We start from the raw sequence: 14,382 nt of genomic DNA on the forward strand, positions 1-14,382 counted from the left end.
ATAATAGGTGGTTATTTTCGGGTAAACCGCATTACGGCCACGTCGTCGGTCAGGAGGACAAGGGTATTGGGGTCGCTCAGAGCGTACCGATTCACGCGTTTGAGCGTGTTCAAAAAGACGGTCTCGCCCTCGCCGGGGCACATTTTGCGGGTCATAGCCATACTGTCGGCAAAACGGATGCCGTTGCCGCTGACCGTTACGGGCCCGTTGAACGCATTACAGCTGGTGTTGCCACTCAGGCGTCCGTCGGTGCCAAACGTAAGGGTAGGCTTTTGTTCCGGGTAGAGGCCGCCAAACGCAATGCGAGGCCCCGATATGTAATTGAGCTCCCAGCTGCCGCCCAGTGCCCCCGTGTTTTTCCCTGCCGCCCCTGTTTGCGCGGCCCCCAAAAACTGCCGCTCGGTCAGAAACAGGTAGGGCGGGTGAAAATGGTGAGCAAATATTTTCTCTTTGCTTTCGGGGTATTTTACAAAGTAGGCGGAGTCGGCCCGGAGCACAATGGTCTGGCCCGTCCGAACGTAGTGGTTGCTGTTGTAGTACTCAGGCGCTACGTAGCCATTCAGGTTTTTGCGAACCGTTTTGGAGGCAATGGTACCCAGGTACTTCTGGTAGTTTCGTTGCGCCTTCAGGGCGGGTTTGGTCAGGTTGTTGTACACGTGTTTGAGCACAATCCGGTTCAGGAGCTTTTGCTTTTTGATTACATCGGGTGCGCCCGAAAACGGGTTAGTCACGTTGAAATCGTTGAGGGTTTGGATAGACAGAGGCACCTCGGGCACCCAATCGGCGGAGTTGACCACGTTGAAGCCCCAGCCGCCCTGCGTCATGGCTTCGTACTCGTAGGCGAAGTACAGGTTACCCGGCTTAGGCCCGGCGCTACAGTACGTTTTCAGGCGCATATCAGCGGGTAACCGCCCCGATTTCTGGAGGTTGTACAAATGGGCCGTCAGCAGGTAAGCAATGGCCCCGCCCTGACTGTGCCCCATCACCAGAATATTTCTGACGCCCTTCTGGTAGCTCGAATCCAGTTTGGGCAGAATATCCTTGCTCAAAAATGCGGTAGCTACCAGCCAGCCTACGTGTACGGCCGCCTTGGGGTTCTCGGCCAGGTTGTAGGCAAACGTTTCGGTATCGCTTATCTGTAAATCACCTTTGGCCGGCACCATAGCCGCGTAGAAGTTGGCGAGCCAGCTGGTGCTGTTGGCCGTAGTGCCGCGCAGGCTGATAACGGCCGTTTGCGCGTTGTCGGTCCAGAGGTCCCAGCGGTTGTCGAGCCCCACAATAGGCGAGCGATATACGGGCTTGAAGCGTTGCGGGGCCGGATAACTGGCTACGTAGGTGGAGTCGCCAAAGCGAGCTGACACTTTCATTAGCTCAATGTACTCGGCCGGATCGAAGCCGGGTTGTAGAGATTGCGCCCGCGCTGTACTCAGCGTGAGCAATGCCACCAGGGCGAGTAAACCGCTTTTCAATGGGTGAATAGCGTGCAACATATAGGGAACGTGTTGGTGATGGGACGAAAATGCAATGTAACGCACTAATTAGTAAATGATGAGCCGTTTGCTAATAAATTGATTGTATGCATGTTGCGGACGGCAGCGGGAAATAAGACCATTTTTTTGATACTCTATTCCAACGGTCGAGAAATAAACGGGGTCTATTGGGTACACTCCGGAGGTGTTCAACCCCTTTTGTTTTATTTTTTAACAACACGCATGAATCGATTAACCACGTCTGTGTTGGCCCTACTCGCCCTGGTGAGCGTGGCCTGTCAGGACAATCAGTCGCTGACTCCCAAACCAACTACCGGTGTTTTGCTGGACGAAACATTTGCCAATGGACAGAACGGCTGGGAGGGCGAATACACCGATTACGGGGTCGCGCAGGACTCCCTCATCCAATTTAAATTTGAATACGTAAAACTGCCCAGCCCGCTCGATAGCACGCGCAAGTCGTTGCACGTGTACGGTCGCAACCGTAGCGACGATCTGTTTATGTTTGTCCGGAAAAAACTGACCGGTTTGGCTCCCAATACGGAGTACACGTTGCTGTTCGATGTGGAGTTGGCCTCCATGTACCCCGAAAACAGCATCGGCATTGGCGGCTCACCGGCTACGAGCGTGTTTCTGAAAGCCGGGGCATCGGCGCAGAAACCCGAAAAAGTGAAGAAAGACGATTTTTACCACCTGAGTGTCGACAAAGGCTCACAGTCGGATGAGGGTAAAAATGCGGTTATCATTGGCAACGTAGCCAACGGTAAACAGGAAGAAGGATACGCCCTGATTCAGCGGTCGAACAAAGGCAAGCCCCTGACGGTCAAGACAAACGAGGCTGGTGAACTCTGGGTCTTCGTCGGCACCGATTCAGGCTTTGAAGGCGATCAGTCGCTCTACTACAGCCGGGTGAAAGTGACGGCGGTAGGGAAGGAGTAAGGGAAAAAGGAGGAATCGGAGGAGAAGGAGGAAGAGAGGTAAGGGTACACATCGCTCAACCGTTCCCTTGCTCCTTCCTCCCTTCTCCTTTCCTCCTTACAATAAATCACACTCATACCCCACGGCGTGCAGAACGCTCATGATTCGGTCGGGGTTGATCTGGCTACCCTCAACCCGCAACACGTTATCGCAGTCGTCGAGGTCGAAATTGACGCGGTACAATCCGAACTGACGGCTGAGTAATTGGGCGAGGGCATCGGCCTGTTGGGGGGCGGCCACGTTGGTTTTGAATACTTCGACCCGTCGTTTGAACAGGATCGACTCGGGGAAATCGGTTCGGAGGTTCATCGGGATTTGTTGTTTTGCGGTCGGTAAAAATCGGCAAAATTCTCCAAACGTATACGGGCTAAGCGTGCCTATTTTCGGGGGCGTTTGTGCCACCAAATCTGCCCGGAATTGCGTATTTTTGGGGTACCTATTTCCCCGAAAACCATGAAGAAAGTTGCCCTGCTCGTCTACGAAGACGCGGTGCTGTCGTCGATCTCCGGCGCCATTGATCTCCTGCTCGCCACCAACGGATTTCTGGGGCAGATGGGCCAGTCGCCCGCCTTTCAGCTCGAACTGGTGAGCGATGCCGGCGGGCCTATTCAGCTCCATGTACCGGCTCAGTTTATCAGCTCACGCACGTTCGATGAGGTAACCGAAACCGATCTGGTGCTGGTGCCCGCGTTTTATGTCAGCCCCGAGCTGGCCCTGTCGAAAAACGGCCGCCTGATTGAATGGTTACTGGCCCGCCGGGCTGAGGGCACCGAAATTGCCAGTATGTGTTTGGGAAGCTATTTTCTGGCCGAAGCGGGCCTGTTGGCGGGGCGGTCGTGTACCTCGCACTGGACCGCGCTCGAAGACATGCAACACCGCTACCCCGATGTGGAGGTGTTGACCGATAGCGTTATGACCGACAAAGACGGTATCTACACCAGTGGCGGGGCCTTGCTGTCGTGGAACCTGATTCTGTACCTGATCGAGAAGTTTTGCGGGCGCGACATCAGCATTGGAGTCAGCCGCCGGTTCAATATCGACCTCGACCGGGTAAGTCAGTCGCATTTTGTGGTATTTCAGGGGCAGCGCAAGCACGAAGATGCGCCGATTCTGAAAGCCCAGACTTTCATCGAACAAAACTACCATCTGCCTATTTCGGTGGAGCAAATTGCCGAACAGGCCAATATGAGCAAGCGCAATTTTATCCGGCGCTTCAAACAGGCCACCCAAAACACCCCGCTCGAATACCTGCAACGCGTGAAGGTGGAGTCGGCCAAGAAAGCCCTCGAAAAAAACGCCGACGACGTTAGCTCCATCATGTACAATGCGGGCTATAACGACGTGAAAACGTTTCGGAAGGTGTTTAAGCAGATTACCGGCCTTACTCCGCAAGACTACCGCCGGAAATACAGCCGCGACGTGGTGACGCTGAGTTGATTGAGTGAATGAGCGATTTGATGAATTGGCGATTGGATGAAGCAGGACTTGCTACAGACCCGCTTCGGAGAGCCAGTTTTTGAGCACTGTCAGGTCGCGTTTCATGCCGGCTACGAGTTGTTTGCGTCCCTCAGCCCCGTCTTTGGCAGTGGGCATGGGGTATTCAAAGTGGATAGACAGCAGCGGTCGCACACCAACCTGTTTCATAAGCCGGAAAAAAGCCGGGAAGTCGGTTTGCCCTTCACCCAGCGGCACCGATTGGTTTTTTAGTTTCTGCCCCGAACCCATCCAGCGAAAATCTTTTACGTCGACCGTACGCACGAAGGGGTGAATGCGTCGGAAACCTAGTGGCCAGCTGTTCGACCCTTCGACGGTGGCATGGTACAGATCGTACTGGCAACCGAGGTAGCGGGCATCCTGCCCCCGCAGGGCATCGGCGAGGTCCCAAACGGGAGCGCCAAATTTTTGGCCGCTATGGTTCTGATACCCGCCGTGAATACCGTATTTCTGATTGAGCCGGGCGAGTCCAGCCAGGTCTTTGCGAATCCGCGCGACCCCGGCCTCCATCGTTTCGTTTGGTAGGTAATCAATCCAGCCGGTTCGGTAGGCCCGTACGCCCTGCGCGGCAGCTGTTTTCACGATAGCCTCGGCCTGGGGCGACTCGGCACTCGTGAGGGCTGTCACAATGGTGGGGATGCTAAGTCCCGCTTTCCGGGCGGCTTCAATAGCGCGAGGTAGGTCGTCGGCAACGCGTTCGGGCAGTACATGCCCTGCTGGCCTGACGGTCATATCGAGCCCATCGAAACCGGCTTCGGCCGATAGGCCCGCTATTTCGTCGTAGCTAAATCCGTCGAGGTGTTTGGTAAAGACCTGAATCCGGAGTGGTTCGGGGGCGGGGGTAGCGGCCCAGAGGTCGGTGCTGGCCGCTACGGCGGCTGTGGTGGCCAGATGGCTCAGAAACGTTCGGCGACTGTCGGAAAAGGGTGTCATGGAGTAATCAGTAAACGTCAAATGTATAGCGTATAATGTAGAATGGATACTGTAAAATGTATAGTGTAAGAAAGGTAATAAATGGCTTGATAATCAGCTGGAGAATCATTCTTCATTATACATTATTCATTCACTCCCTCAATTTTACAGGGCATGGTCGGCTTTTACGTCTTGCCCTGACCAGATTTTACGGGCCGTCCAATCCACGGTGGGGCCGCTCCAGAACGGGTCGGTAGGGGGTAGACCCAGGGGCAGAAACGCCACCGTACAGAGGTACAAGCTCCCGGTTGAAATGTAATTTTCGCCGAGCGAGGGCTGATGCCCGCATAGCCCAATGGTGAGCCAGCCATTCGGGTCGAAAGTGCCGGGAGCGTCCATGGTGCGCCGAATCACGGCCGTCAGCGCCGACCGAACCTGATGGGCCGGTAGCTCGTCGGGCAGCGACCGTTGCAGAGCCATCTGGGCCAGGTGCTGAAACGCCCCACACCGGTACGCCAGCGACCGCCCGAATGCCGCAAACGAGCCATCGGGGGCAATGAGCCGCTCCTGCACGACGGCAAACCGTTTGGCGCGGGCCATAATCGGGTCGACGGTGGCTTTGCTTATTTTCCGCAGCGGCAGCAAGGTCTGCACTATGTCTACGAGCATTGGCTGAATCACGAAACTGTTGTAGTAGTCCCAGTGGAAATTAGGCCCGTCGCCGTACACACCATCGCCCTTGTACCACTGCTCATGCTGCCGAATGGCGTAGTCGAGCCGCATTTCGTCGGCTTCGCTGTTCAGTTTAAGCAAGGCCGTTTCAATCATCCCACTGAATAGGAGCCAGTTGTTGAAAAACGGCTTGATGGTTCGGGTTTGGCGGAGGGCTGCCAGCAGATTCTGTTGAGCAGTGGTGTCGAGCCTGGCCCAGAGGGCGTTCGGCGCCCGAACGAGGGCATGGGCCAGAAACGCGGCATCTACAACGGGCTGGTTATTTTTGGTCCAGTTGAGGTACGTACCGGGGCTATTTGTGTCAACGGCGCGGGCAATGGCCTGCCGGGCCAGTTCGCCAAAACGCTGTTGACGCGCTTTTTCATCGGCGGGTACCTCGGCCTCAAGCCAGGGGGCTATACCCGCCAGTGTGCGGCCCAGAGCCTCCAGATGCGTAACCGCCTGCCGACTTGCCTGCTGTCCCGGTGCCGACTCGACGGGCATCTTCTCGCGGAGTTGCCCAGCGGCTGCGGTTACCAGCACCGGCTCGGCAATTTTGAGCAGGGTCTGGAGCCAGTAGACCCGGTCGGTGGTGGGCTTGGGCTGAGGCTGTATGTTCGGGATGGTCAGCGCGGGTGCGGCCAGTACGCCAGCCGATTGGCGAATAAAAAAGCGACGGTTCACAGATTGAGGTTGTTTGTGGTTTCAGCGTTATCTGCGTTTGATTTGAATTCAAAAGATTGGCACGCGGATGACACGGATTAGGCAGATTTTCACGGATTTACTCATCAGCGCGAATTCGTTAAATTAGAGTTATCCGCGTGCCGTTTATACGTAAAAGATTGGCACGCGGATGACACGGATTAAGCGGATTTTCACAGATTTACTCATCAGCGTAAATCCGTTAAATTAGCGTTATCCGCGTGCCGTTTACACGTAAAAGATTGGCACGCGGATGACACGGATTGGGCCGATTTTCACAGATTTACTCATCAGCGCGAATCCGTTAAATTAGCGTTATCCGCGTGCCATTGTAAATCTAAAAGGTCTTTCGACCGCCAAAAATCTAAACCATTCAAAGGTTGCCACCAACACGCAGGCCGCTGGGTACGCGCTTCGGAATGTTCCGGTCGAAGGAATCGTCGTTGAGCGTGTTCAGAAACTCAATAATCGTGTTGATGTCGCGAAACTGCACCCGCAGGTGTTTGGTGAGCGGGTCGAGCTGCTCGGCCTGTACGCGCGGGTTGGCAATGGTAGTGCCCGATAGGTCTTCGTAAAACATAAGTACTTTCTGAAGGTCGGGCAGTGTGCCGTTGTGCATGTACGGTGCTGTGCGGCTCAGGTTGCGGAGGGTGGGCGTCCGAAACGCGTACCGGTTGTCGGGGCCAGCGTCGGATTCGGGCAAGGCCGCGTAATCGGCCACACCGAGGGTATGCAACTTAAAGTCCGACAGCATGGGGCCGTTGTGGCATTTAGCACAGCCCGACTTCAGAAACAGCGCCAGCCCCTCCTGCTCGGTTTGCGAGAGGGCCGATTTGTCGCCCCGCATGAACTGGTCGAAGCGTGAGTTGTTGGCAACCAGCGTACGTTCGTAGGCGGCCAACGCCCGCGCCAGATTCGGCACGGTGACCGGCACGGGGTCGGCAAAGGCCTGCCCAAACAGGCGTCGGTACTCACTGATACGCCGAAGCCGGGCCACTACGCTGTCGGGGGCTACCTCTTTGGCGTAGGCATGGCCCCGCATTTCTTCAAACGCTTTGATGGGTTCGAGTGCCTGTTTTTCGAGGCTGCTGGCCCGTAAATCCCAAAACATGGGTGCCTGCTCGGCCCCAACGGGGTTTTCGTGGGTTAGTCCGTTGAAAGCCGCGTTGAGTACCGACTGCGAGTTACGTTTCACCAACGGAATGGTGTTGGGCTCGCGGAAATGCCGCTTGGTGCCTGTACCCTCCCCATTGACCCCGATGGATACGGGCAAAAACTCGGCGTACCCAAAGTCGGGGTGGTGGCAGGTGGCGCAGGCTACATCCCGTTTTCCCGACAGAATTGGGTCGTAAAAAAGCATCCGGCCCAGTTCTATTTTGGCGGGTGTGCCGGGGTTGTCGCTGGGTTCGGGTACGTGTACCGGCAAGGCTTCCAGCACCGAAATGTCGTCGGGCGGCTCTTTCTGGCTCAGGCGCTCCTGCCGTTCTGACTGACAGCTCAGAGCCACCGAGGCCCCAAAAACGAGCCCCGCTATGCCGAGAAGAATGCGTTTATGACGTTTCATACCGAAAAACACGGGTTTAAAAGCCGGGCCGTTCCCGCCAACGGGTACACGCACGACAGATTTATTTACGCGGCCAACTGCTCAGGGCCGGGGTTGGCGTGGTGGGCACGTTGGCCCCCTGCGGAATGAGCAAGACCGTGAGTGCACCCGTTGCCCCGGCGGGCATCTGCACCTCAAATCCTACTACCGACGAACCAGTATTTGGCGCATCGTACGAGTTGGGCGGGGTGGTGCTCCAGGTTTTCATGGTTACCTGAGCGGGCTCCTGCACGCGGAGGGTGAGTGTTTGCCCATCTTTCCGCAGCTCGGCCGTGTTGGGGCCTGTAATGCTCACCTCAGCCGGTGTCAGCAACGACCAACGAACCGTGGTCGGTTGGGCAGCGGCTTCCAGTTCGTCGCGTACCACCACGTAGCTGCCCGCCATGAGCCCAATACCCCGCCGGGCCGTTTTAAGGCTCCCCTGGTACACGCTGCTCAGGTCGGTTGTGGCATTCTGAAACGCGGGCGTACTGGCGTAGCTGGTCAGCGGGGCGTTGCCGTTTACCCGTTGCAGTTCGTTGTTGACGGTCAGCGTGCTGTGTACCTCGTTGCGGTACCGAAACACCTGCCAGCGTTGAGCGTTCTGGTCTTTGCCCCAGATGTTCAGGCCCTTCGATTCGAGCGAGTTGTAATCCTGCATACCGAGGTCCATGCCCCAGCGCACGCCATTGGCTTCGAGTACAAACGAGCCCGCGTCCATGTGCGCGTGGTTCACCGAGGGCGAGCCGCCTTTCATGCCCACATATACGGCTTTGGGGTCTTGCCACGACGACCGGAACAAAGCCACCGGGTTTTTGCCACCGCCCGCCCACAGGGTAGCGGCTGGCGGGTTAATCCGGTTCATTTTCACGCCTTTTCCCCAGACCATCATGGCGGGTAGAATCCGGTCGTTGAGCATCGGTTTGGGGTCGGCGGTCAGGTGGGTGCGCTCAACCCACAGGAGCGAGGGGTCGTTGCGTTTCTGCGAAAACCAGAACATAGCCGGTTGAACCCCGCCCCCACGGCCGGCATCGGAGTAATTAAACGACGCTCCCGAGGGGCCGGTCATGTGCAGGAGGTAATCGGCCGTTTGCATAAAACCCGGCTGGCGGGATAATCCAAAATCGCTGCGGAAGGCACGTTCGAGGGCACTAATCAGGAGCACGTTGAACGTGGTGCCGTAGCCCCAGTAGCTGTAGCCTTCGGGGTAGGCACCGTCGGGGGCGTAGTCGGCCATAGCGCGCACCACCGTCCGAACGGCGCGGTTCACCAGCATACGCCCCTGCTCAGGGTTATTTTCGTAAAGGGCCAACGCGCCAAACGTAATGCCCGCGTTGCAAACCTGATTCCAGTTGTGCGTAGCGGTCAGCCAGCTGTTATGTTTCTTTTCGAGCGAAGGCTCAATGCCTTTTTTCTGAATGGCTTCGCGGATTTGCGTCCGGGCCGTTTCTGAGAGGTCGTTGTAAAGCCAATCGTAGCCAATAGACACGGCCATGGTCATCTCGGCGACATCGAGAAAGTGCGACGGGTTCCAGTCGCTAAAGGCCGACACCGCGAGCAGTTCGCGCTCGGCCCGGTCGAGGTAGGGTTTCTGACCCGTCAGCCGGTAGGCATACGACAGAAAGAAAATCCGGCGCAGGGCCTCGCGTGACTTGTCGAGCAACCGCCGACCAATCTGGATGCGTTCAACGGGGGGGAGGCTCTGCATCCGGTCGCATTCGGCCAGAATAGCCCCGTGCGCCTTCGTCCAGACCGGGTCGGCCTGAATGGCTTTGAGCAGGGCTTTTTCCTCGCCTTTCAGCAGCAACAGACGCGGGTGATCGGGCAATTTGGCGTTGGCCCGCACGGTGTCGGTCTGGGCGCGGGAGAGCGTCGATGCCAGAAAGAGAAGGAGGGCGAAAAAGGCGAGTCGGGTTGTGGTTTTCATGCCTACCAAAGGCACAAGGCACGGGTTGTTTACCCAAACAAACTAGCCTGGTTGTGGGCATGAAAGTTTAGATTAGCTCCTACACCCGTAGCATCTCAGCCCCCCATACTATCCCATGCGCAAATGGTATGAGTAGAACCTGTGCCAGTACTGTTCCAGCCAGCCGGGCCAGTAGTGTCTGCGCCAGATACCGCCGATACGCTCCCTGACTTACTTGCCCGGCGACCACCTCATCGGTCAGCAGTGCCAAATCGGGGTCGATAAACAGGGTGGCCAGAATAGTAGCCAGTCCGTTAATTAGCCCTGACATCGACGCTGAGGTTGAGCGTAGATCGGGGTTGAGGTAGCCCGCGTAGAGTGTAGCCAGCACCCCGGCCGTCAGCACAGCGCTTGATACGGCGTTGAGCATAAGCATAGGTATCGACACCACCCGCCGACGATACAAGCCGTCGAGGTTGGCCGGATCGGGCCATTTGAGGTAGGCTGGCATCCGTCGCAGCGTACGCCAGCGTAGGCTGGAGAGCATAAGTTTTGGGATAGAGCGGTAATCATAGTACCGTTCGACAGCCCGCCCCAGTACGCGCTGAAACGAAGGTAACAGCCCGCCCCCCACCAGGGTGGCGAGGGTGGCCGAGAACATAATAAACCGGAACTCAGCGGTTCCTCCCAGCTGCCCGGCTTTTATGTTTGTTTCGATGGTTTTGGCCAACAACGGAGCCTGTAGGGTACTAGCCAACCGCGATACCAACACCATAATGTTGAACAGGGCATACGCCATTGACCAGCGGTGGGTGCGTAACCCCACAATTCGTACGGCCAGGGCGAGTGTCCCGATGAGGGTAATAACAAAAGTTAGCCCGATAACCAGAACGAGCGACGCGTTCATACGTCGTAGGGTAAATCGTGGTTTTTCCAGTCGTAGCGCATCCGGGCCTGTTTATACATCCAGCGTATCTGCGAGGGACCGGGTTTGCCTTTCCGAAACAGGTTGTAAGCCAGCTGTTGTTTTCTGATGTAACGGTAGGCTTTGCTCAACATATTCGACGACTTAACGGGCAAGAGACTATAGTACGTTTGCTCGGTAGCCGAGGGGCGCGCGTCGTGTAGCCAGCGGTGTACCGAGTCGGGCAGGGCCAATCCAAACTCATCTGTCAGCAGCCGCAACCCAAGCTGAATGGGGGCGGTAAGGCCGTATTGGCGGGCCAGCTCGGCCAGCTCGGTCCAGTCGATGGTGGGGTCAGCCCGCCGACAAACGGCCAGACTGTCGGGAATCCAGCGCAAAATGGGGGTGGTCGTAGCGTGAAAAAGCGGGCTGCCGTGGGCGAGTACGTGAAACAACTGATGCGTAGCCGAGAGCATGTAGGCCGGTGTGCTATCGGGCAGAGTAATAGTTTGCCGGTTATTCCAGAACGGGGCATCGGCCGATGGGTAGGCATGCTGGGATAGCAGGTGCCAGTGCAGGTCTACGTCAATTTTGTCGGCGTCCCATCCGTGCATAGCGTGTATAGTATCGCGGTGGCGGGTTTCGTATTGGCTCACCCGCAGATTCAGCGGGGGGCGCTGAATACAGGCAATTGCCTGCGTAGCCTGCTCAAAAGGCACCATCACGTCGAGGTCGCCCATCATTCGTACCCCTGCATCGGCATAATAGTGGAGGGTCAGCGGGATTCCTTTCAGCATCATCGACTCAATACCGGCCTCATTGAATACGCGTACTACCTGCTGCATTTTGAGAAGATGCCGTTGGTTTTTCATCCAGGTATAGCGATAAATACCGCGCAGGTGCGGAACAAGTGCGTCGCCGGTCGGTTCCAGATTACGGTAAATAAGGGGCATCAGCCGTTGAGATTCCCAGTCGACGGGATCAAATAAGCGGGGGAGTAACGATTGGTCGGTGGGCGAAAACCGACCGACTCCCCGTGCCTGTCGGTAAGCCTGCCAATAGGGGAGTGCTTCTGCAGCGGGGAGCACAGCTGCTTTAAGAAGCAGTTGCTGGTCGGGAAGAAGTTGGTAGTAATAACGCACTCGATATGAATAACTTAGGGTTCCTGTTGGGGTGCTTTTGTTTTCTGGCGTTCCAGGTGAGCTTTCAGAATCTGGGCGAATTCGTGCTGGTGCTGGGTTTGCGAAGCCAGTCCGTTGCGGTGTAAGCGCCGGTGGGCCAGTACATCGGGCAGCATGGCATAGCAGAGCCCTACGTGTTTGGCGCGGGTAAACCACTCGATAAAGTCACCGGTATGGTAAGCCGGGTCAAACAAGCCAGTACGAGCAAAGGCGTCGCGTCGAATGAGTAACGTAATTTTCGACCACCCTGGTTGGGCCTCTGCAGGACAGGCAATACTGGCCCTGACGGGTGCGGGCAGGTCGGGGCTGACAAATTGCTTGATATAGCTAAAACAGGCATCCAGTGCCGGGTTTTGTGCCATATATTCGAGTTGGCGAGCCAGTTTGTGGGGCTCCCAGCGGTCGTCGGCATCAATAAAAGCAATTAAGTTGCCCGATGCGTAACCGATGGCTTCATTGAGAGTTTGACATACGCCCCGGTTTTCGCGGCTGTGGAGCCAGACCCGGTCGGCAAACGGCAATAGCCATTCGAGGGTGTCGTCGGTTGAGCCGTCATTGATCACGATTACCTCGGTCGGAAGCCGGGTCTGGGTTAATACCGATTCAAGGCATTCAACCACGTACCGCCCGGCATTGTAGGCTGGTATGATTACACTAACGGTAGGGCTGACGGTCATGACGGGCTTTGGGTTTCGGCTGGGGGAGTTTCCTGCTGGAATTGTGAAAAATGGGGCAGTGCCTGCACGGTTTGTCCGCTGCGTCGGCGGTCGAGCGAGTATTTGATGGCCTTTAGCAGGGTACTTTTGACCAGTTCCTCATCGCGGGTGTAATTAGCATCGTGGTGTCGGTAGTAGAGCATGACCTCATCGGTAGAGCGAATTCGGACACCTTGTTCGCGGGCGCGGTTGTACCAGTCGCCATCTTCGCCAATACGCAGTTCTTCGTTGAAAAGGCCAATGCGCCGAAATACGCTTGTTCGAAACAGCCCGGCCCCCATCAGAATATTCCAGACCGTGCGCGACTCATCGGGGAAGTGAAACCGCTCCGGGTTAGAACCATCCAGAAAAACATACTGGGTTTTGCCAAAGACCACGTCCAGGTCGGGCTCGGCGGCAAACGTAGCCAGCTGTTTGCTCAGTTTGTAGTCCGGGTAAAGATCATCGTTGTCCAGAAACGTTACAAACTCGCCCCGCACCAGCTCGAAGGCCCGGTTACGGGCGGCTGCCGGCCCCCGGTTTTCCTGATATACGTAACGCACTACTGGCCCAAAAGCCTGCACAATCTGGGCCGACGAATCGGTGGAGCCATCGTCTACACAAATAATCTCAACATTTGGGTATTGTCCGTTGAGCACCGATCGAATAGCGTCGCCTACAAACCGTTCTGCGTTGTAAACAGGCATAATCACACTGACTAGGGGCTGTGGGGCAGCCTTACTGGTGTCGGTTTGGGGCTTGGCGTCGGGCATTGGCTTTGGGTTAAGTTGGCTTAATATACCCCGAACAGCCGCCGGAATCTGGGGCAGGTCGGTACCGGTTTCGAGCCAGTAGAGGGGGTATTGCTCTACCAGCTGGGTTAGTTTGCGGAAGGTAGTCGGTCCGGCTCCGAGCAGGGCCATCGTAGAGGGGGCAAGGGCTAGCAGAGCCTCGGCGGAGGTTGCCGGGCGATAGGTGGTGCCTGTTGTTCCGCCAAAGTGTGGTAGGGCAATGGCCCGCAATAGAAACTGATTGAGCACCTGTTGGGGCCGGTGCTGGTAAACAAACAGCTGTCCTTTCTGGGCGGGCATCGAATCGCGATTGGCCACCTGAGAGGCCCAGTGCGGAAAACGGCTCAGGTTGTCGGCTTCGAGTTTGGCTACATTGTAGAGACAATGGACGAGTCCGGTGGTGGTGTCGATAAGTACAAAGTCGTCGCCGGCGTAGCCAAGGCCACCATCGAGACAGGCTAGTGTGGCCGTCGACTTCCCTGCGCCCCCCTTCCCCGTAAGCAGCAGCCCGCTTGTAGGGTCTCCTACACCCCCCGCGTGCACCAGTACCCAGGGTGTAGGCTCGAGCCATTGGTGGAGCAGTGTCCGAAAGGGAAAGCTACGTTCCCATTCGGGGAGGTCGGTGAGGTTGTCGGCCCAGATAAGAGCCCGGTTGTTTGCCCGGTCGAGAAGGGTAAATACGTTGCCCACCTGCTGATAGGATGCGTAGCCCTGTTGGGGGTCAATGCCCGGAATAGTACCGTGCTGCCCCAGCTCTCCCCACGACCAGAAAGGTGCGGGTAGTTGGAGCGCCGAGTTGTGGCGGTCGGCTACCCAAACGGTCAAGTCGGAAATGGAGAGATTGGCCTGGTCGTTTACGGCCCGATGCGCAATGGCATCGGTAAAAAAAGAGACAGGTACCTCCCCCACAAATTGAATCTGTAAGCGGCAGGCGGCAAAATCAAATGTCTGCGTATACACGGGAGCTGTCAGGTTGGCACAGGCGGAGAAACAGGCTTGGGCAAACGCTGAAAAGGAGACTGTAGAAGCAGGCATT

The 14,382-nt window shown here is 56.6% G+C and carries 12 protein-coding genes; 2 read left to right on the plus strand and 10 right to left on the minus strand.

From position 1 onward, the window contains the following. Positions 1-11: 11 nt before the first annotated feature. Positions 12-1,490 (minus strand): META domain-containing protein, encoded by a 1,479-nt coding sequence (locus tag F5984_RS01530; RefSeq protein WP_152122156.1) that lies wholly within the window; start codon positions 1,488-1,490, stop codon positions 12-14. 222 nt (positions 1,491-1,712) lie between these two features. Between F5984_RS01530 and F5984_RS01535 the strand changes: the two genes are divergently transcribed. After that, positions 1,713-2,429 (plus strand): hypothetical protein, encoded by a 717-nt coding sequence (locus tag F5984_RS01535; protein WP_246168767.1) that lies wholly within the window; start codon positions 1,713-1,715, stop codon positions 2,427-2,429. A gap of 96 nt (positions 2,430-2,525) precedes the next feature. On the opposite strand, the gene F5984_RS01540 is transcribed toward F5984_RS01535, so the two are convergent. Then, positions 2,526-2,777 carry a hypothetical protein gene (locus F5984_RS01540; protein ID WP_019987865.1) on the minus strand — a complete coding sequence of 84 codons (252 nt, stop codon included), beginning with the start codon at positions 2,775-2,777 and terminating at the stop codon, positions 2,526-2,528. 144 nt (positions 2,778-2,921) lie between these two features. On the opposite strand from F5984_RS01540, the gene F5984_RS01545 reads away from it, so the two are divergent. After that, positions 2,922-3,905 (plus strand): GlxA family transcriptional regulator, encoded by a 984-nt coding sequence (locus tag F5984_RS01545; protein WP_152122158.1) that lies wholly within the window; start codon positions 2,922-2,924, stop codon positions 3,903-3,905. Positions 3,906-3,956: 51 nt separating this feature from the next. On the opposite strand, the gene F5984_RS01550 is transcribed toward F5984_RS01545, so the two are convergent. The 8 genes from F5984_RS01550 to F5984_RS01585 form a co-directional block, all read right to left on the minus strand. Next, positions 3,957-4,895, minus strand: coding sequence for a sugar phosphate isomerase/epimerase family protein (locus F5984_RS01550; RefSeq protein ID WP_152122160.1), 939 nt, complete (start codon positions 4,893-4,895; stop codon positions 3,957-3,959). A 144-nt stretch (positions 4,896-5,039) separates the two neighbouring features. Continuing rightward, entirely contained in the window at positions 5,040-6,269 is a 1,230-nt protein-coding gene (locus tag F5984_RS01555; protein ID WP_185155388.1) for a DUF2264 domain-containing protein, read from the minus strand. 391 nt (positions 6,270-6,660) lie between these two features. After that, the gene (locus F5984_RS01560; protein WP_152122162.1) at positions 6,661-7,851 is read right to left on the minus strand and encodes a cytochrome-c peroxidase; all 1,191 of its coding nucleotides are present in this window, start codon (positions 7,849-7,851) and stop codon (positions 6,661-6,663) included. Between the two features lie 61 nt (positions 7,852-7,912). Then, positions 7,913-9,796, minus strand: a complete 1,884-nt coding sequence (locus tag F5984_RS01565; RefSeq protein WP_152122163.1) for a heparinase II/III domain-containing protein — start codon at positions 9,794-9,796, stop codon at positions 7,913-7,915. 79 nt (positions 9,797-9,875) lie between these two features. After that, a complete protein-coding gene (locus F5984_RS01570; protein ID WP_152122165.1) occupies positions 9,876-10,682 on the minus strand; it encodes a lipid II flippase family protein in 807 nt (268 codons plus the stop codon). Further along, entirely contained in the window at positions 10,679-11,821 is a 1,143-nt protein-coding gene (locus tag F5984_RS01575) for a nucleotidyltransferase domain-containing protein (RefSeq protein WP_152122167.1), read from the minus strand. The genes F5984_RS01570 and F5984_RS01575 overlap by 4 nt, the downstream gene beginning before the upstream one ends. Before the next feature lie 14 nt (positions 11,822-11,835). Further along, a complete protein-coding gene (locus F5984_RS01580; protein WP_152122169.1) occupies positions 11,836-12,537 on the minus strand; it encodes a glycosyltransferase family 2 protein in 702 nt (233 codons plus the stop codon). Continuing rightward, the gene (locus F5984_RS01585) at positions 12,534-14,381 is read right to left on the minus strand and encodes a glycosyltransferase (RefSeq protein ID WP_152122171.1); all 1,848 of its coding nucleotides are present in this window, start codon (positions 14,379-14,381) and stop codon (positions 12,534-12,536) included. Before F5984_RS01585 ends, F5984_RS01580 begins: the two co-directional genes overlap by 4 nt. Between the last annotated feature and the right edge of the window lies 1 nt (position 14,382).

Source organism: Rudanella paleaurantiibacter (assembly GCF_009184635.1).
GTDB classification, from domain to species: Bacteria; Bacteroidota; Bacteroidia; order Cytophagales; family Spirosomataceae; genus Rudanella; species Rudanella paleaurantiibacter.